Genomic DNA, 19,177 nt, shown 5'->3' on the forward strand with positions numbered 1-19,177 from the left:
TGTCGTGACTGAAGACGAGGAACTGAAGAAGAGGTCGGCGGCCGCCAAGCTCTTCGACATCCGCCGGGTGATCGGTGCCCTGTTCGTCGTGTACGGCGTGATCGTCACTTTGCTCGGCATCTTCGACAACCAGTCGGAGATCGACAAGGCCTCGGGCGTCCGCATCAACCTCTGGATGGGGCTGGCGATGCTGGCGCTGGGCGGGGTCTTCCTGGCCTGGCAGTGGTGGCGCCCGCCGGTCCCGCCGACCGACGAGGACCTGCGCACCTCGGATGAGACCCCTACCGGCACCTGAACGGTGACCCGCCCCGGCCGTTTGATGGATGGATCGGTGCGGGTCGGGTGCAGCTCAGTTGCACAGCCTCCTCATACCTTCCAGTGAGGGGGCTGTGCTTCCGATACTCAGGGCATGGAACCCCTCGCCTCAGTGAGCCTCGCCAGCAGCGCCTCGCCGCGCCCGGCTGGCTGGCAGATGCAGCTTCGCGTCGACTATGTCGTCAACAAGGTCATGCAGACGCATCGCGGCCAGTCCGAGGATGCGATCTCGCGGGCCATTCAGGATCAGCTCCGCAGCGTCGGCGTGGTGCCGAACGGGAGGCAGATCGCCCAGTACGCGGCGGTGATCAGCCAGTTGCCGCTGCTGCCGCCCAACAACCGCGCGTGAGACCGCGGTTCCCCTCCCGCAGCCGTCAGCGGGAGGGGAACCGCGGTACTCCGCATCGAAATGCTTGACACGGTCTCTTCAAGGCCGGGATGGTCCACATACGACCTTCCCATCCATGGAGGCCCCACAGATGACAACAGCCCGCTGGGCGACCGCCTGCGCGCTCTCGATCGTGACCGCGGCCGCCGCGGTCATGCCCGGGATCGCACCGGCCGCCGCGGCCCCGACCGACGACACGCTGGGCGTGTATGTCGGTACTTTCGACGCCGCGCAGTTCCAGAAACTGCGTGATTCCGGAATCGACACCGAGGAGACCGCGGTAACCGCGGCCGCCGACGGCAAACTCACCGTGGAAGCGATCCTCGGCACGAGCCAGGCCCAGGCACTGATCAAGGGTGGCCTGCCGCTGACCGCCAAACGGGTCAGCGCGAAGGCCAAGGCCAAGGCAGCCGCCGGGCCGACCGTCTTCCGGCCCTACAACACCAAGGGCGGCATCCGCGAGGAGCTGGTGGCCACGGCCGCCGCCAACCCGCGGATCGCGAAGCTCGAGACGATCGGCGAGTCGGTCAACGGCGTGCCGATCCAGGGCATCAAGCTCACCAAGGACGCCCGTACCGTCAAGGACGGCCGCCGTCCTGCCGTGCTCTACATGGGCACCCAGCACGCGCGTGAGTGGATCACCCCGGAGATGACCCGCCGGCTGATGCACTACTTCATCGACGGGTACGGCAAGGACAAGACGATCACGAAGCTGGTCGACACGACCGAGCTCTGGTTCTTCCCGGTCTCGAACGTCGACGGTTACGATTTCACGTTCACGCCGGGCCATCGCCAGTGGCGCAAGAACCTGCGCGACAACAACGGCGACGGTGTCATCACCACCGGCGACGGCGTGGACATCAACCGTAACTTCCCCGAGAAGTGGGGTTACGACAACGAGGGCTCCTCGGACAAGCCGGTGAGCGAGACCTACCGGGGCACCAAGCCTGCCTCCGAGCCGGAGACCCGGGCCTTCGACGGGCTGTTCAGGCGGGTCGGCTTCGAGTTCATGATCAACTATCACTCGGCCGCGGAGCTGCTGCTCTACGGCGTCGGATGGCAGGTAGACACGCCGAGCCCGGACGACGAGATCTCGGTGGCACTGGCCGGCGACGACGCGCACTCCGCGATCCCCGGGTACGACCCCGACCTCTCGGCCGAGCTGTACCCGACCAACGGCGAGACCGACGGGCAGGCGCAGGTGCGGTACGGCACCATCTCCTTCACCCCGGAGATGAGCACCTGTTCGACCGCGTCGGATCTCGACCCCGCCGACGCCTGGAACGCCGCCGACTGCGAGAGCATCTTCACGTTCCCGGACGACGAGAAGCTGATCCAGGACGAGTTCGCGAAGAACATCCCGTTCGCGCTCTCGGTCGCGAAGTCGGCGAAGGACCCGGCGAACCCGGTCTCCTCGGTCGGGCGCACGACGCCGGACCTGAAGGCCGACCCGTTCACCGTCTCCTACGGCACCAAGCAGCAGGTCGCGGTCACGGCCAAGCGCAGCCTCGGCCCGGTCACCCTGCACTACTCGATCAACGGCGGCCGCGCGAAGACCACCGGCACCAAGGAGTGGAGGGGCGGCGAGCGCTACGGCGACGGTATGGACAAGTACTTCGCCGAACTGCGCGGCACGGTGAGCGCCAAGCCCGGCGACCGGGTGAAGGTCTGGTTCACCGCCCGCAGGGCGAGCTCCGCGAGCTTCCAGTACCAGGTCGAGCGCAAGATCGGCGGGGACGTGCTGGTGCTCGCCGCCGAGGACGTCACCGGCATCTCGCCGGCCTCGACCGACGGTGCGACCAGCGCCCGCTACGCCGACGAGTACGTCGCGTCGCTGCGCAAGGCCGGCAAGAAGGCGGACGTCTACGACCTCGACACCCATGGCGGCGAGGCACCGCACCCGCTCGGTGTGCTCTCGCACTACAAGGCCGTCGTCTGGGAAACCGGTGATGACGTCATCCCGCGCCGCACGGGGCAGCCCGGTGGCACGCTGTCCCGCGCCGCGGTCCAGACCGAGCTGGCCGTGCGGGACTACCTCAACGAGGGCGGCAAGCTGCTCTACGCGGGTCAGAACGCCGGCCTCGCCGAGGGCACCAACGGGTCGTACTTCTACCAGCCCGAAGGCCCGGGGGAGTGCCTCGACCGGACGAGCCCGGCCTGTCTGCCGCTGGTCAACGACTTCCAGCAGTACTACCTGGGAGTGAACACCTACGTCGACGGTGGCACCGACACGCACCCGGTGAACGGGACCAACGGCAGGTTCACCGGCTTCAAGGGTACGCAGTCCGGGCACAGCGCCCTGCTGCTGTCCACCGCCAGCTTCCTGCCGCCGGCGGAGTTCCCGCAGTTCGCCAGCGTCCCGGTGCTGGCGTACGAACTGCCGGGCGCCCAGCCGTACTCGCCGTACGACGGTGCCTGGTATCTCTGGAGCGGTCAGGCGGACGCGTCGTACAAGCGGCTCACCAAGACGGTCGATCTGAGCGCCGCGACAGCCGGCCGGCTCAAGTTCCAGACGTCGTTCGACACAGAGGCGGCCTGGGACTTCGTCTTCGTCGAGGCGCACGAGGTGGGCACCGACAACTGGACGACGCTGCCGGATGCCAACGGGCTGACCGACACGTCGACCGGCGACAGCTGCCCCGAGGGGATCGCCGGCCTGCACCCGTTCGTCGCCCACTACCAGGGCGCGGACTGCTCCTCCACGGGCACGACCGGTACGTGGAACGCCGCGAGCGGTAACAGTGGGGGATGGAAGGAGTTCGATGCCGACCTGTCCGCGTACGCGGGCAAGAAGGTCGAGCTCTCGATCTCCTACATGACGGACTGGGGCACCCAGGGGCTCGGCGTCTTCGTCGACAGCCCCCGGATCGAGGCCGGCACCACGGTCGTCGACCAGACGTCGTTCGAGATCGACCTCGGTGGCTGGAGCGTCGCGGGTCCGCCGGAGGGCACCTCGCCCAACGGCAACGACTGGGAGCGCAGCCAGCAGGCGTTCGAGTCCGGTGCCGCGATCGCCACCGCCGACACCGTCTATGCGGGCTTCGGCCTGGAGACGCTGACGGCCACCCAGCGCGATGATCTGATCCGCCGGGCCCTGAAGCACCTGAAGGTGTGACCCGGGGGCGGTGAATCCGCCAATCGGCAGTCCGCGCCGCGCGCTTCGTCTAGACATGAGGCGCGCGGCGCGGCTGTCGTGCAGGGCGGAGACATCTCGGTGCGAGCATTCACCCGGCCGTTGCTGGCCGCGTTCCTTGTCGTCGCGAGCGCGGCTCTGGGGATCCAGCCGGCGAACGCCGCCAGGAAACCGGCGTGGAAGCCGTGCCCGGAGGACAGGACCGCACAGTGCGCCACGGTGCGCGTACCCGTCGACTGGGCCGACCCGTACGGCGCCTCGACCACGATCGCCCTGGCCCGCCGCCCGGCGACCGACCCGAAGTCGCGGATCGGCACGCTGCTCGTCAATCCAGGCGGCCCAGGCGGCTCGGGCGTCGACTTCGCGCTGGACAGCGACTACTTCTTCAGCGCGCAGCTGCGCCGGCGTTTCGACATCGTCGGGTTCGACCCGCGCGGGGTGTCCCGCAGCAACCCGGTGGTGTGCTCCTCGGGGCTGATGGCCGCGGCGCCGCCGATGTTTCTCTCCGACGCGGTCCGCTACAACCGCAACGTCGCGTTCAACCGCCGGCTCGCCGCGGACTGCGCGAAGCGGACCGGCCCCGTCTTCGGCCACCTCGACATGCTGAGCGTCACCCAGGACATGGAGGCGGTCCGCGCTTCCCTCGGCGAGCGGCGGATCAGCTTCTACGGCGCGTCGTACGGCACCCTGCTCGGCGAGCAGTACGCCGAGCGCTACCCGTCCCGGGTCCGCGCCCTGGTGCTGGACAGCGTGATGGACCACAGCGGCACCACCAGCGGCTTCCTGACCGACGAGACCACCACAGCGCAGGATTCCTTCGACGAGTTCGTAAAGTGGTGCGCCCGCAGCACCGAGTGCGCCCTGCACGGCAGCGATGTGCGGCGCGTCTGGGCCGCGCTGCTGAAACGGGCCCGGCTCGGCACCCTGCTCGATCCGTTCGAGCCGGAATACCGGATCCGGGTGCTCGACCTGCTCGACGTTGCGTTCAGCTCGTTCTACGACCCGCAGTGGCACGCGCTCGCCCTCTACCTGAAGGAAGCGACCTCCTTGAAGGAACCGGCCGCCGTCCCGAAGCCGGGCGGCCGGCACTCCGTGGTGGAGATCGAGAACAGCTTCCCGGCGATCTTCTGCTCCGACTGGACGATGCGGGTCTCCGGGTGGACCGAGCTGCGGGTACGCCTGGCGCGGCTGGCGAGCACCCATCCGCAGATGCCCGTGTCCCCGCTCGCCATGACCGCGCTCGCCGGTTGCCTGGGCGCGCCGGTCGCGACGGCGAACCCGCAGCGCCGGCTCAGCCCGGCCCGGACCGGGGGCCGGGTGCTGCTGATCAACTCCCGGCACGACCCGGCCACCCCGCACGTCTGGGCGGAGCGGGTCGCCGCTCAGCTCGGCCCGGCTGCGACGCTCGTCACGTACGAGGGGTGGGGGCACGTCGCCTACGGCCGCAGCAAGTGCGTGAATGCCCTGGTGGATGGGTATCTGCTGACCGGGCGCACCCCGGCTGCGGGCACGGCCTGCCCGGGTGTGGAACCGGCGGCCACCGGCGTGGGCAGGAGAGGGGTATCGTTAGCCAGGCTAAATACCTGGTCACCGGAGGAGGGCGTGGTTGAGCCGCCGAGCGCCCAAGGCGTCCATCGATCCCGATACCCGTAAGACGTGGCTGCGCCGCGCGTTGCCGCTGGTCAAGGCGCATCGCGTAGTTCTCGCCGCCTCGCTGCTGCTGTCGTTCGCCGGGCTGGTCGTGCAGGTGCAGATCCCCAACCTGCTACGCATCGGCATCGACAAGGCCATCGTCGACCGCACCGCACAGCTTTCCACGTATGTGTGGTGGATCGCCGGTCTCGCCCTGCTCCAGGGGCTGATCAACTATCTGGCCCGGCTCTACCTGCTGCGCACCGCGTACGAGATCGAGTACGACCTGCGCAACATCGTCTACAGCCACCTGGTCCGGATGCCGTTCGGCTTCTTCGACCGGGTCCAGTCCGGTGAGCTGATGTCGCGGTCCAGCTCCGACATCCGGGCCGTGCAGATGTACCTGTCGTTCGGCCCGTCGATCCTGGTCCAGTGTCTGATCGCGGTGGTGGCGTTCGGGCTGATGCTCTCCATCGACGTGCCGCTGGCGATCGTCGCGATGGCGACCATGCCGATCATCGGATTCCTCGGCGTCGGCATGCGCAAGGCGATCTTCCCGATCTCCTGGCTGATCCAGGCGCGGCTGGCCGGGATGGCCACGATCGTCGACGAGAACATCCAGGGGGTGCGGATCGTCAAGGCGTTCGCCGCCGAGGGCCGCCAGCTGCGCTCGCTCGGGGAGTCCGCGGACAAGATCCGGTGGGCCTATCTGCAGGACGCGCGGATCCGCAGCCGGTGGACGCCGGTGCTGGACAACCTGCCCCGGCTCGGCCTGGCGCTGGTGCTGCTGGTCGGCGGCATCATGGTCATCCGCGGCGGCACCACGGTCGGCACGATCGTGGCGTTCAACTCCTACGTGCTGATGCTCCAGCCGCCGTTCCGGCTGCTCGGCATGATGATCATGCTGGGGCAGCGGGCATCGGCGTCCGCGCGGCGCATCTACGAGATCCTCGACACGCCCAGTGACATCGTGGACGGGCCCGAGCCGCTCGACGTGCCGTTGAAGGGTGATGTGCGGTTCACGGGGGTGCGGTTCGCGTACCCCAATGGAACGCCCGCGCTCGACGGCCTGGACCTGCACATCCGCCCTGGAGAGACGGTGGCCGTGGTCGGTGCGACCGGCAGCGGCAAGTCCACCCTGGGCCGGCTGCTCGGCCGCTTCTACGACGTCACCGACGGCAGCGTCACCATCGACGGCCACGACGTCCGGGAGCTGCGCCTGGCGTCGCTGCGCGAGCAGGTCGGCATCGTGCCGGACGAGCCGTTCCTGTTCAGCCTCTCGATCCACGACAACATCGCCTATGGCCGCCCGGCTGCGACCCGCGACGAGGTCATCGAGGCGGCCCGCGCGGCCGGCGCCGACGACTTCGTCCGCAAGCTGCCGGAGGGCTACGACGCCGTGGTCGGCGAGCGCGGCTACACCCTCTCCGGCGGCCAGCGCCAGCGGCTCGCGATCGCCCGCGCGCTGCTGGTCAATCCGCCGATCCTGGTCCTCGACGACGCCACCAGCGCCGTCGACGTCACCGTGGAGCAGGCCATCCACGAGTCGCTGGCGCAGCGGATGGCGGGCCGCACCACCCTGATCGTGGCGCACCGCCTCTCCACCATCGGCCTCGCCGAGCGCGTCGTGCTGATGGCGGGCGGCCGGGTGATCGCCGACGGCACCCACGAGTCCCTGCTCGCCACCGAGCCCCGCTACGCCCGGGTCCTCGCGGTTTTTGAAAAGACGGAAGCATGAGCATGTTCGGCGGCGGGTTCGGTGGCTTCAACGCCGGTGGGCATTCCTCGGTCGGCGCCGCCGGGAAGAAGGGCAACGGTCTCCCGTTCTCCGGCATCCCCACCGAGCTCGCCGAGGGCGTGGCCAAGCTGGAGAGCCGCGAGCCGGAGCACGGCGACCCGGATGTCAGCTTCGACCCGGTCGCCGACCGCGGCGGCCGGGTGGCCATCGTGCGGCTGCTGGCCGGCCGGCCCCGGCTGCTGATCGCCGCCGCGGTCGCCGTCGTCGTGGAGACGCTGCTGCTGCAGGTCGGCCCGTTCCTGCTGCAGATCGGCATCGACCACGGCATCACCGGCCGCAACATGCCGATCCTGATCGCCGCGACTGTGGCCTTCGTCGCCGCCGTGCTGCTCACCGGCGTGGCGACCGCCGCCCGGATGCGCCAGAGCGGCAAGCTTGCCGCGTCGACCACCCGTGACCTGCGGATCCGCATCTTCGCGCACCTGCAGCGGATGTCGCTCGACTACTACACCACCGAGAAGGCCGGCGTCACGATGACCCGGATGACCTCGGACGTAGAGGCGTTGCAGAGCCTGATCGGCGACGGGTTCGCGCAGTTCGGCATCCAGGCGCTGACCATGGTCGTGGTCACCGCCGTGCTGTTCCACTACAACGCCGAGCTGGCGATCATCACGTTGCTGCTGGTCGTGCCGCCACTGCTGCTGCTGTCGCTGTGGTTCCGCCGGGCCGCCGACAAGGGCTACGAGCGGCAGCGCGACGCGATCGCCACGATGTTCGCCGACCTGTCCGAGAGCCTCAACGGCGTGCGGGTGGTCACCGCCCACAACCGGCAGGACCGCAACATCGTCGCCCACCGCGAGGTGGTCGGCGCCTACCGCGACGCGAACGACTTCACCGGCCGGATCAACGCGATCTACGGCCCCGGCTCGTCGGTCGTCGGCCTGCTCGGGATGGCCGCGCTGCTGTTCCTCGGCGGCCGGATGGTGCTGCGCGGGTCGCTGACCATCGGCGAGCTCAGCGCGTTCGTGCTCTACCTCAACGCGTTCTTCGCGCCGGTCCAGCAGCTCGTCCAGCTCTACACGCAGTACCAGCAGGCCCGCGCCGCCGTCGGCAAGATCAATACCCTGCTCACCACGGCCCCGTCGGTCCGGTCGGCCCCACAAGCCACCCCCCTTCCGTCGGTACGCGGTGAGCTCGTCTTCGACGACGTGACGTTCGAATATCTCCCCGGACGCCCGGTGCTCAGCCACGTCAACCTGCGCATCGAACCCGGCGAGACGGTCGCCTGCGTCGGGCCCACCGGCGCCGGCAAGTCCACGCTCGCGAAGCTGGTCACCCGGCTCTACGACCCGACCGGCGGCCGCATCCTCATCGACGGCCACGACCTGCGCGACATCACCCTGGAATCCCTGCGCGCGCAGATCGGCGTCGTCCCGCAGGAGCCGTTCCTGTTCGCCGGCACCCTGCGGGACAACATCGCGTTCGCCCGCCCGGACGCCACCGACGCGCAGGTGTGGGCCGCCGTCGACGCCGTAGGCCTGCGCGAGCTGGTCGAACGCTCCCCGGACGGCCTGCTCACCGCCCTGCACGAACGCGGCCAGTCGGTGTCGTCGGGGGAGCGGCAACTGCTCGCGCTGGCCCGCGCGTTCCTGGCCGAGCCCCGGGTCGTGGTGCTGGACGAGGCGACCTCCAGCTTGGACCTGCGCAGCGAGCTACGGGTCGAGGCCGCGCTGGACCAGCTGCTCGAGGGTCGCACGGCGATCCTCGTCGCGCACCGGCTCTCCACCGCCATGCGCGCCGACCGGATCATCGTCGTCGACGACCTCGGCATCATCGAGTCGGGCAGCCACGCCGCCCTGGTCGCCGCCGACGGCCGCTACGCCGAGATGTACCGGACTTGGTCATCGGGCGTGTCCCGGGTTGTGCCCGACGGCTCCTGACGGTAGGCAGGTGGTGACTGTCCACTCTCCACCCAGCCTTCCGGAGGCCCGATGAGGTTCACCCTCGCGCTCGCCACCACTGTCACCCTTGCTGCGACCTTCGTCTTCCCCGCCGCTGCGTCCGCGGCCGCCGTCTCCTCCACCGCCGTCGGGTACGGCGGGGCCGTCGCCACGGTCGATCCCACGGCCACCGCCGTCGGCCTGGAGGTGCTGCGCAAGGGCGGCAACGCGGTCGACGCCGCCGTTGCCACCGCCGCGGCGCTCGGCGTCACCGAACCGTTCTCCGCGGGCATCGGCGGCGGCGGGTTCTTCGTCTACTACGACGCCAAGCACAAGACGGTCAGCACCATCGACGGGCGCGAGTCCGGGCCCGCCACGATGACCGAGAACATCTTCGTCGATCCGGCGGACGGGTTGCCGTACGACTTCCAGGAGGCCCGGGTCAGCGGCCTCTCCGTCGGCACCCCCGGCAGCCTCGCCACCTGGGAGGCCGCCGCGAAGAAGTGGGGCACCAGGTCGCTGAGCAGCCTGTTGCAGCCGGCCGCCGCGGTGGCCGACAAGGGCTTCCCGGTCGACGCGACGTTCCGTCAGCAGATCACCGACAACGCGGCCGCGTTCGGGCAGTTCGACGCGACCAAGAAGCTGTACCTGCCCGGTGGCGCGCCGCCCGTGGTCGGCAGCACCCAGCGCAATCCCGACCTCGCGGACACCTACCGGCTGATCGCCAAGCGCGGCACCGACGTCTTCTACAAGGGTGCGGTCGGCGCCGACATCGTGCGTACCGTCCAGCATCCGCCGGTCTCGTCGACGCCGGTCGGCACGTGGGCGTACCCGATCCGCCCCGGTGACCTGCGTCTTTCCGACCTCGCGAAGTACAGGGTGAACTTCCCGGCGCCCACCAGGTCGGACTACCGCGGGCTCACCGTCTACGGCATGTCGACCCCGTCCAGCGGCGGCACCACGGTCGGCGAGGCGCTCAACATCCTCGAGAAGACCGACCTGTCGAAGGTCTCCACCACCCAGGCGCTGCATCAGTACGCCGAATCGACCGCACTCTCGTTCGCCGACCGGAACCGGTACGTGGGGGCGTACACCTCGCAGTCGGTCCTGAAGAAGCTCCTGAGCGACCGGTGGGCCGGACAGCGGGCCTGCCAGATCGACCCGGCACACGCCCTCGTCAAGCCCGTCCCGCCGGGTGACCTCAACGCCACCGGCTGCACCCCGGCGAAGGCCGGCGCCCCGGTCGAGGAGGGCCAGAGCACCACGAACCTCACGGTCACCGACCGCTGGGGCAACATCGTCGAATACACGCTCACCATCGAGCAGACCGGCGGCAACGCCATGGTCGTCCCCGGCCGCGGCTTCCTGCTCAACAACGAACTGACCGACTTCAACTTCACGGGTACGCAGGGCACGGCACCGGACCCGAACCTCCCCGGCCCGAACAAGCGTCCCCGCAGCTCGATGTCCCCGACCATCGTCCTCAAGCACGGCAAGCCGTTCCTCGCCCTCGGCTCCCCCGGCGGCGCGACCATCATCACCACGGTCCTGCAGATCCTGATCAACCGGGTCGACCTGGGCCTGACCCTGCCGCAGGCCATGGCGGCGCCCCGCGCGTCGCAGCGCAACAGTGCGGGCATCCAGGCCGAACCCGCCTTCCACCAGCAGTACGGCCCGGGTCTCGAAGCCCTCGGCCACACGTTCGGCCCTGACGTCGCCGAGCTGGGCGCTGCCACCGCGATCGAGTTCACGGGCTACGGCGGCGTCATCGCCACCGCCGAGCCGGTGCGGCGCGGTGGCGGCTCGGCCGCTGTGGTCAAGCCGCAGCGCTGACGTTCCTGCCCGGGGCGCCCTTGCCGCGGCGTCCCGGGCCCTGCGTAACTGCCCTGCCAGCCGGTCGTTCTCGGCCGGCGTGGCCCCGCTCCGGTCTACCTGCCGGCGGCGTAGCCCTGCATCCCGCGGGGGTTCGCGGCTGCGGAGAGCAGGCCGGTCTCCGGGTCGCGCAGGACGGCGGACAACCGGCCCAGACTCCACGGCCCGGCAACCGTGACGTCATGCCCGCGCCGGCGTAGACCCTCGATCACGTCGTCGCCCAGACGGTCCTCGACGACCACGCCCTTCGGCGTCCAGTGCCGCGGCCAGAACGACTGGGCGACGGCCGTGGTGTGGAACATCGGCGCCTCGATCGCCTCCTGCGGGTCGTATCCACCCACGAGCGTGCGCAGCAGATAGACGAGCTGCCACTGGTCCTGCTGATCCCCGCCGGGCGACCCCAGCGCGGAGACCGCCACGCCGTTCCTGCTGAGAACCGTCGGCGACAACGTCGTGCGCGGACGTCTGCCGGGTGCGAGGGCGGACGGGCTCGCCGGGTCCAGCCAGGTCATCTGCAACCGGGTCCCGAGACAGAACCCCAGCTCCGGGATCGTCGGGTTCGACTGCAACCAGCCACCCGACGGCGTCGCCGACACCATGTTGCCGTGCCGGTCCACCACGTCGATGTGCGAGGTGTCGCCCTTGGTCACACCGGTCGGCCGTACGGTGGGCTCACCCGTGCCCGTACCCTCCGGCTCTCCGGTTCCTGCACTTCTCAACGGCGGACGGTACGGCTCGACTCCCCGGATCACGCCGGGCCGCCACACCCCGGACGCCTCGCCGGTGATCAGGGCAGCGCGCGACCTGGCGTACTCAGGGGTGAGAAGTTGCCGTAGCAGTTCATGGTTGTCCGCGGCATCGCCGTAGTACGCATCCCGGTCGGCCATCGCGAGCTTGAGCGCCTCGACGACGTTGTGCACCCCGATCTCCGTCGACGGATCAAGCTCGGCATCACCAAAGGTGTCAAGAATCGCCAACGCCTGAAGCAGAACCGGCCCCTGCGCCCAGAACGAGGCCTTGGCCACGATGTGCCCGCGAAACTCGATCTCCAACGGCTCCTCAGTCACGACCACAAAGTCCGCAAAATCCGCCGCCTCGATCACCCCGGCATAGTCACCACCGTCGGAATGCCGATGAACCCGCCCCGCAAACGCAGCCGCCGCATCCGCCACGAACCCCGTCTTCCACTCCCGCAGCACCCCGTCAATCCGCGCAGCCCTCCCCGCGTCGGGGTCGGCGCTCCTCCCGCCGGTCGCCACGTCGCCGGCCGCCTCGACCAGGCGCCGGAGCGTCCGCGCGTAGGCCGGAAGCTTCATCACGTCCCCGGCAGCCGGCACCTCCCCGTCGACCAGCCACGTCGCCGCGGAACTCGGCCAATGCTCCTGAAAATGGCCCGCCATCGTCGCGACGGTCCGCGCCGCCGCCGGCCCGAGAGGCTGCCCCACCTCGGCATAGTGAATCGCATACGCGAGCACATCGGCGACATCCCAGCTCCCGTGCTCCCGCAACATCCACAGCCACGCCTCAACAGCCCCCGGCACAGCCGCAGCCAACGCCCCGGACCCAGGAACCGCCGAAAGCCCCTCCCCGAGATAGTGCTCAACCGTCGCCCGCCGCGGCGCCGGCCCCTGCCCCCCGACAACAGCCACCTCCGCCCCGGCAGGCGCGACCATCGCCACCATGTCCCCGCCCGCCCCATTGAGATGCGGCTCGACCACATGCATGACAAACCCCGCCGCCACCGCCGCATCGAACGCGTTCCCACCACGCTCGAGAACCGCCTGCGCCACCGCGGTCGCCACCCAGTGGGTAGTCGCCGCCATCCCGAACGACCCCTGCAACAACGGCCGCCCCAACTGCCCGGCCGCCCTGACAAACTCCGAGTCCTCCCGCATCGAAGCGACACTAGACCGCCGCAGCGACGGTGAGGGCGCCCACGGCCGGGTTGCCATCGACGCAATGCATGTGAAAACTTGACTTATGCCTAGCTGTCACGAATCCAGTGCCGACGAGTTCGATCGCCGCGAGTCTCCTTTGAGTCTGCGGCGGCCCCACACGCCTGCACTGCGTCGGCGTTTCTCAGCCGACCTATTCCCGCATTGAGAACGGTGACCCGGACCCTGAAGGGTGGCGAGCTCATTCGACTCGCGGACTGCTTCGGTATTCGCGCGGCCGCGATCACCGGGCTGGCCGTGGTGCGCGAGCGTGCCTCAGTCGCGGCTCGGGCGAAGGGGGACGCGTCTATGGCAACAGTGCGCGAACGTCTCTATGCCTATCTGGAGCTGGACTCATACCTGACGGGCCAGGGAATTCCCGGGGAGCCGCGCGGAAACGGGAAGCGTGCTCTGCGGCCGGCTGATCAGATCCGGGCCGAACGTGGACTGGGCGACAGCCCCGTCAAGGACATGTATGAGTTCGTGCACGTCACCGAGGGCATCGACGTGATCAGCATGCAGGCGCCGGACGCAGGACACGGCATCTCCATGTGCGACCCGGTAACCGGTCGCGTCGTGATCGCGGTCGTGACGACCTCGCATGTCATCTGCTCCTCCCGCTGAACGCTGTGCGGCGCCGATTTCCCTCCGGCAGCCGCCTTGCCCTCTCGGATCTTTCCGCCCTGGTCCAGGAGTTCGAAGTGTCGCCACACATGGCTGCGACTCAACTGCGCAGGCTCGACCTGATCGATGCAGGCACGTATTCGATCTGGAGCGCACGGTCCGCGGCGAGCCTGGCGATGACATTCGGCTGGGCCAGCCAATATCGCAGCCTCGCTACGGACTCATCGACTCCCAGGTCGCCGCAGGCCCTGATGACCCGGGCAGTCGAGGACTACCGGCGTGAGGTTCTCAGCATCCAAGAGCTGGCCTCCTGGTACGGCCAGGGCTCGGACCGTCTCCAGGAGGAGCTCGGCCCACCGCACCCGGCCGATGAGATCGACGAGTGGGACGACGACGCCCCGCTCTTCCCCGACGATGAGCCGAGGAGCCCGGCCTTGTGAGCGTGCCGTTCGGACCGTTTGGACAACACTGAAGGCTTCGCACCGCGTTGACATTCTGCCCGACGAACTCACCGACCCTCGTTTTTCGAATGCGGTCACCATGGTTGCTGGCATGCCCGCCCGGGATCGTATCCGCAACAAAACGAGCCCTCAGTTTTTGTTCAGGAGGGCCACGACGTGTTCGTTCTGATCGATGATGGCGACGGGCGTCTGCGAGCAGGCCGGGAGGCTCGATGGCTGCGCGAGCAAGGGCACGGGAATCGTTGGTGCTCTGGTCCACGCGCCGGGTGTTGCAGGAGGCGGGCCGGCGCGACGGCGCCGTGGGCCGAGGACGTCGGGTGGTTTTCAGCGGGCGTCGAGGGGGAGTTTGACCAGGACTGTTGTGCCGGGGCCCTCGTGGGGGACCAGTTCGACGGTGCCGTGGTGGCGTTGGACGACCGCGCGGCTCAGGGTCAGGCCCAGGCCGCTGCCGGGGATGGCGCGGTCGCGGGCTCTGCTCGTACGGTAGAGGCCGGTGAACATTTTGTCCCGTTCGTCGGGGGAGACGCCGATGCCGGTGTCGGCGACGGCCAGTTCCGCGCAGCGTCCCGTCACGCGGAGGGTGACCGTGATGCGGCCGCCGTCGGGGCTGTATTTGACCGCGTTGCCGAGCAGGTTGTCGACCACCTGGCGGAGTCGTTTGCGGTCGCCGGGGAGGATCAGCTCGGTGGGGAGGTCGGTGGCGATCGTCAGCGGCTCACCTGCAACAGCTTCCCGCGTACGGTCAACTGCTTCTTGCACCACCTCGGCCAGGTCCAAGGGGGTGAGGTGCACGTTGGCGTGGCCGGTGTCGAGCGCGGAGAGCTCGAGCAGCTCGGTGATGATGTGCCGCAGCTGGGTGGTGTTGCGGTCGATCACCTCGAGCATGGCCGGGCCGTCCTCGGCCAGCGTGCGGGCGTCCGCCTCGCGCAGCAGCTCCGTGTAGGCGCCGATCGAGGTCAGGGGCGTACGCAGCTCGTGGCCGATCAGGGCCAGATACTCGTTCTTCGTCCGGGTCAGTTGTCGCTGCAGGTCCTCGACGAGCCGGCGCTCGACGAACTGGCCGATGTGCGCGACTATCCCGGACATCAGCGCGACCAGTTCGTCGTCGGCGTTCTCGGCGCTGCCCGCGAAGACGGTGAGCACGCCGAACGCTTCCAGGCCGTGCCGCACCGGGATGGCCAGCGCGGCGTGCAGCTGGGACTCGGCGGCGGTCTCGGGGGAGATCAGGCTCTGCGGGCTGCCGACGTCGCGGATCCACAGCGGTTTCCCGGCCTGCCAGGCGCGGCCGGCGAGGCCCACACCGTACGGAAGCTCGGCCGGGACCTCGATCTCGGCCTCCCAGCCCGGGGCGCTCCACTGCGCCGCCGACCGGATCACCGCGGTCTCGGCGGCCTCCGACGCGGAGTCGTCCACCAGCCACAACTCGGCATGCGTCCAGCCCAGGGTGCGGACGATGGCCTCCAGCACGCGCGGGCCCGCCGCCTCGATGCCCGGCGCGTCGGCCAGCGCGGTGATGACGCTGAGCTCACAGGTGCGGAACCGTTCCGCGCGCTTGCGGCGGGTGACGTCCTGCACGGCCTGGACTGCTCCGAGCGTACGTCCATCGGGTCCGATGATCGGCTGGGCGTCAACGATGTAGTGGCGTGCGGGCCGGCCCCGGCCATGCACGATCAGTTCGTCCCCGCGCAGCTTCTCGCCCCGCAAAGCCCGCAGCAATGTGATGTCGTCATGCCCGAGCGGCTCGCCCTGCGCATCCGTGAGCCCCGCCACGGTCGCGTTCTCGCCGAGGTTCTGGGGCACCCGCGCATCGCCCCACAGCTTGTGCATCCGCCGGTTGACCAGCACGATCTTGCCGTCCGCGTCGCAGGCGGTGACCCCGTCGTGCAGGCTGTCGAGCACCGCGTCGAGAAAACGCCGCTGCCGGTCGACCTCGTAACGCGCCAGCTGCTCGGTGATGAGCAACGTCCCGACCTTGGCGGCCTCGTCGACGGCGGCCAGGTCCTCGGCGCTCCATCGGCGGGGGCCGGCCTCGAAGGCGCAGCACACGCCGAGGACGGTGCCCTGGTCGTCGAGGATCGGGCGGCCCAGGAACGCGCCGGGGCGGCGGCTCGCGCCCTTCGGCAGCATCACCGAGCCGCGCGGGTCGGCCGCGAGATCGTCGATGACCACTTCGCGGCCCAGCGTGACCACCAGGCCGGAGAGGCTGTTCGCGATGGGGATGTCGGCGATGACCTCGCGCGGGGTCTCCAGGCCGTACTCGCCGTACAGCCGCAGGCGGTCACCCTCCACAAAATGCACGAGGCCGCAGCGGGCCTGGACGGAGCGGGCGAGCAGGGCGGCGAGGTGATCTGCCGCGCCGCTGGTCAGAACGCCGCGATGCAACTTCGGGCTGTGCTCCGGCTTTTGCGCGCTGTGCTCCGGTTTTCGCGCGTCGGTGCCGCGTTCGTCGGCGGTGGTGCGTGCCTCGGCGCTTTCGCGGGACGAGATGCGCTCGAGGTCAAGATCGCTTCGTGGCATGCTCCGACCTCCGCATCCCAGCCTACGGGAACGAAAGCGATAAAACAGGCAAATCGCCTAGTCGTGCGGGGCCTCAGCGCGGGGTCTCAGTGCGGGGCTTCAGCGCCGTCGGTAGACAAGATCAAAGATCTCACGGCCGGCTTGTACGCCACGCTGCTCGAACTTCGTGACCGGCCGATGCTGCGGGCGGGGAGCGTACCCGTCGAAGGTGTTCTCCAGGCCGGGATCGGCGTCCAAGGTCTCCGCCATCGCCTCGGCGTAATGCGCCCAATCCGTCGCGCAATGCAGCGTGCCACCCGGCCGCAGCCGCTCCCGCAACAGCGCGACATAGGCGGGCTGAATGAGCCGCCGCTTGTGATGCCGCGCCTTCGGCCACGGATCAGGAAAGAAGGAATGAACGGCGTCGAGACTGCCCGGCGCGATCCGGCGCACCAACTCGATGGCGTCACCATGCGCCACCCGCACATTCGTCAGCCCCTGCTCCCCGACAAGGGCCAGCAGATTCCCGATCCCCGGCGTATGCACCTCAACCCCGAGATAATCCCGCCCAGGATCGGCCGCCGCCATCATCGCGGTCCCCTCACCCATCCCGAAACCAATCTCGAGTACGCCCGGAGCCCGCCTCCCGAACAGTTCCGTCAGATCGATCGGAGTCCGGTCCCCGTCCTCGATCGTGATCCCCAGCGTGGGCCACAACTCGGCAAACGCATCAGCATGCCGATTCCCCATCCGCCCCCGCCGGGGATGAAAGGTCCGGATATGCCGTTCAGCAGTCGTCTCACTCATCAGAGCGCCAACGATAGTGCCTACCCCTCGGGCCGCCCGAGCGCCTACTTCCCGTGCTGTTACTTCCCGGGCTGCACGCTCGGCTGCGACCCCCGGTGGAACGCGACCCGGCCGCCCCCGTCGAGGTCCACGATCATCACCCAGGACCCACCCTTGAAACTCCCGGTGACAACACCCCGCGACTCATCCAGATACGCGAACTCCCGGTCCTGCGCCACCCCGACATCCCGCCGAACCCCGCTCACGGTGTCGTACTCGACCACATGCAACGCCCGTTTCCCCCTCTCATACGCGGTCCAAGCCAGCCGCCCCCCATCACCACGCCAACTGGGCACCACAGCAAACCCAGCATTCTCCAACCCCCCACCGCCGTACGCCGCGACGGTCCTCTCCCCGCCGGAGGCAACATCCCCGACGCTGAGGCAGGAGTCGTACACCGATTCGCAGTCCCCGCCCCGAAAAGCGACCTTGCTCCCGTCGGGCGACCAGGCAACAGCGTCATCAACCCGCAGCCGCTCCTTGACCGACCCCCCGGTCTTGGCGGCTACCACAGGCTCCGGCGGCAATTGCTCACCCCGGCAGTAACTGGGAAACAACACCTCAGGAACCGCACCACGCTCGGTGGCCGAGATCGCATAGACCCCCGGCCCACCGGAACACGAAACCGACGAAAACGCGATCGACTCCCCATCAGGCGCCCAACTCGGCCCCGAAGCAGCCCGGCTGGTCACCCGGCGCTTACCCGTCCCATCAGCCTTCATGGTCCACAACTGAGACCCCTTCAGCGCAGCGATCAACTCCCCGTCAGGAGACCACCGCGGCCGTGACCACCCCCGCCCGCCGGCCACCCTGACCTCAGCCTTTCCCCTGCTGACGAACACGCTCCCGTCCCGCACGTAAGCAACCAACGTCTTGAGCGCCCGCGCACTATCAACCGCGGCGCTGTTCCCGACAGCCGAGACCCCGCTCCGGCCGGCAGGCATTTTGCCTCCTGCAGCCGCCGCGCCAGCTCCGGCCGCTCCCGCCCCACCAAATCCGGCCGCACCAACTCCAGCCCCGGCAACCCCCGCCACCAGAACCGCGACCAACCGACCAACCCGCATTCCCCACGCCCCCCGACGCCGTACCCACCTACATCGCAGACATCGTCGCAACCAGCCTGCACCTAAGAACTTCCGCGACCGAAACCAAAGCAAATCCCCACCTTTCAGCCACTCCCGCACCCCGCCCGGACGACACCGAACGGCTGACCGTGGGCGTCGGCTGCGGGTGAGCGGAGTTTCTGGCGTTGGGTTGGTGCTGCTCGGTCACCCGACCGGCGGCCACCGAACACACGCAGCGGCGTGGGCGGCGCGGCGCGCGGCGGGTGCGGTGCGCGGCGGGTGCGGCGCGCGGCGGGTGCGGTGCGCGGCGGGTGCGGTGCGCGGCGGGTGCGGTGCGCGGCGGGTGCGGTGCGCGGCAGGTGCGGTGCGCGGCGGGTGGGGCGAGGCGGCGTGGCGCGGGGCTCATGAGCAGGTGGGTGGCACAAGGCGGCGTGGCGCGAGGCTCGTGGGCAGGCGGTGGCGCGAGGGTGCGTGTCGCGGGGGCGCATAGTGCGAGGCCGCGGGGCGTGGTGGCAGCCGTTGCGTTGAAGCCAGGCGGTCGGCGCGACGCCATGGCGGTGACGCCGCGCCGAGTCATCCCTTCCTCGTGCCGACCCGATGCCCACCTCGCGGCCCTGGCCTGCGGTCCAGCTCGGCTCGACCCAGTCCAGCTCGGCTCGACCCAGTCCAGCTCGGCTCGACCCAGTCCAGCTCGGCTCGACCCAGGCCAGCTCGGCTCGACCCAGGCCAGCTCG

The 19,177-nt window shown here is 69.5% G+C and carries 13 protein-coding genes; 9 read left to right on the forward strand and 4 right to left on the reverse strand.

The window, feature by feature from the left end:
* The first annotated feature begins 4 nt into the window (after positions 1-4).
* From Aco04nite_RS39100 to ggt, 7 genes are all read left to right on the forward strand, one after another.
* Positions 5-295, forward strand: coding sequence for a hypothetical protein (locus Aco04nite_RS39100; protein ID WP_244876626.1), 291 nt, complete (start codon positions 5-7; stop codon positions 293-295).
* Positions 296-409: 114 nt separating this feature from the next.
* Positions 410-664: a hypothetical protein gene (locus tag Aco04nite_RS39105; protein ID WP_244876627.1), complete on the forward strand. Its 255-nt coding sequence runs from the start codon at positions 410-412 to the stop codon at positions 662-664.
* Between the two features lie 130 nt (positions 665-794).
* Positions 795-3,818 (forward strand): M14 family metallopeptidase, encoded by a 3,024-nt coding sequence (locus tag Aco04nite_RS39110; protein WP_213002271.1) that lies wholly within the window; start codon positions 795-797, stop codon positions 3,816-3,818.
* 99 nt (positions 3,819-3,917) lie between these two features.
* A complete protein-coding gene (locus tag Aco04nite_RS39115) occupies positions 3,918-5,489 on the forward strand; it encodes an alpha/beta hydrolase (protein ID WP_213002272.1) in 1,572 nt (523 codons plus the stop codon).
* A complete protein-coding gene (locus Aco04nite_RS39120; protein ID WP_213002273.1) occupies positions 5,443-7,206 on the forward strand; it encodes an ABC transporter ATP-binding protein in 1,764 nt (587 codons plus the stop codon). The genes Aco04nite_RS39115 and Aco04nite_RS39120 overlap by 47 nt, the downstream gene beginning before the upstream one ends.
* Positions 7,203-9,146: an ABC transporter ATP-binding protein gene (locus Aco04nite_RS39125; protein ID WP_213002274.1), complete on the forward strand. Its 1,944-nt coding sequence runs from the start codon at positions 7,203-7,205 to the stop codon at positions 9,144-9,146. The genes Aco04nite_RS39120 and Aco04nite_RS39125 overlap by 4 nt, the downstream gene beginning before the upstream one ends.
* 51 nt (positions 9,147-9,197) lie before the next feature.
* The gene (ggt, locus tag Aco04nite_RS39130; RefSeq protein ID WP_213002275.1) at positions 9,198-10,979 is read left to right on the forward strand and encodes a gamma-glutamyltransferase; all 1,782 of its coding nucleotides are present in this window, start codon (positions 9,198-9,200) and stop codon (positions 10,977-10,979) included.
* Positions 10,980-11,074: 95 nt separating this feature from the next.
* Here the strand turns inward: ggt and Aco04nite_RS39135 are convergent, their stop codons facing one another.
* On the reverse strand, positions 11,075-12,913 hold the full coding sequence (locus tag Aco04nite_RS39135; protein ID WP_213002276.1) for a gamma-glutamyltransferase family protein: 1,839 nt from the start codon (positions 12,911-12,913) through the stop codon (positions 11,075-11,077).
* 213 nt (positions 12,914-13,126) lie between these two features.
* Between Aco04nite_RS39135 and Aco04nite_RS39140 the strand changes: the two genes are divergently transcribed.
* On the forward strand, positions 13,127-13,576 hold the full coding sequence (locus Aco04nite_RS39140; RefSeq protein WP_213002277.1) for a hypothetical protein: 450 nt from the start codon (positions 13,127-13,129) through the stop codon (positions 13,574-13,576).
* A gap of 89 nt (positions 13,577-13,665) precedes the next feature.
* Entirely contained in the window at positions 13,666-14,016 is a 351-nt protein-coding gene (locus Aco04nite_RS39145; RefSeq protein ID WP_213002278.1) for a hypothetical protein, read from the forward strand.
* Positions 14,017-14,361: 345 nt separating this feature from the next.
* On the opposite strand, the gene Aco04nite_RS39150 is transcribed toward Aco04nite_RS39145, so the two are convergent.
* From Aco04nite_RS39150 to Aco04nite_RS49270, 3 genes are all read right to left on the reverse strand, one after another.
* Positions 14,362-16,554, reverse strand: a complete 2,193-nt coding sequence (locus Aco04nite_RS39150; protein ID WP_213002279.1) for an ATP-binding protein — start codon at positions 16,552-16,554, stop codon at positions 14,362-14,364.
* Positions 16,555-16,653: 99 nt separating this feature from the next.
* Positions 16,654-17,340: a tRNA (guanosine(46)-N7)-methyltransferase TrmB gene (trmB, locus tag Aco04nite_RS39155; protein WP_244876628.1), complete on the reverse strand. Its 687-nt coding sequence runs from the start codon at positions 17,338-17,340 to the stop codon at positions 16,654-16,656.
* Positions 17,341-17,399: 59 nt separating this feature from the next.
* On the reverse strand, positions 17,400-17,906 hold the full coding sequence (locus tag Aco04nite_RS49270; protein ID WP_244876629.1) for a TolB family protein: 507 nt from the start codon (positions 17,904-17,906) through the stop codon (positions 17,400-17,402).
* Positions 17,907-19,177 lie beyond the last annotated feature (1,271 nt).

The sequence above is a fragment of the Winogradskya consettensis genome (genome assembly GCF_018332715.1).
Classification (GTDB): Bacteria; Actinomycetota; Actinomycetes; order Mycobacteriales; family Micromonosporaceae; genus Actinoplanes; species Actinoplanes consettensis.

Excerpts from the sequence above, each read along its gene's own strand:
- Aco04nite_RS39105 (WP_244876627.1), top strand. The coding sequence starts at position 410 with ATGGAACCCCTCGCCTCAGTGAGCCTCGCCAGCAGCGCCTCGCCGCGC.
- Aco04nite_RS39110 (WP_213002271.1), top strand. The coding sequence starts at position 795 with ATGACAACAGCCCGCTGGGCGACCGCCTGCGCGCTCTCGATCGTGACC.
- Aco04nite_RS39125 (WP_213002274.1), top strand. The coding sequence starts at position 7,203 with ATGAGCATGTTCGGCGGCGGGTTCGGTGGCTTCAACGCCGGTGGGCAT.
- ggt (WP_213002275.1), top strand. The coding sequence starts at position 9,198 with ATGAGGTTCACCCTCGCGCTCGCCACCACTGTCACCCTTGCTGCGACC.
- Aco04nite_RS39135 (WP_213002276.1), bottom strand. The coding sequence starts at position 12,913 with ATGCGGGAGGACTCGGAGTTTGTCAGGGCGGCCGGGCAGTTGGGGCGG.
- Aco04nite_RS39145 (WP_213002278.1), top strand. The coding sequence starts at position 13,666 with ATGGCTGCGACTCAACTGCGCAGGCTCGACCTGATCGATGCAGGCACG.
- Aco04nite_RS39150 (WP_213002279.1), bottom strand. The coding sequence starts at position 16,554 with ATGCCACGAAGCGATCTTGACCTCGAGCGCATCTCGTCCCGCGAAAGC.
- trmB (WP_244876628.1), bottom strand. The coding sequence starts at position 17,340 with ATGAGTGAGACGACTGCTGAACGGCATATCCGGACCTTTCATCCCCGG.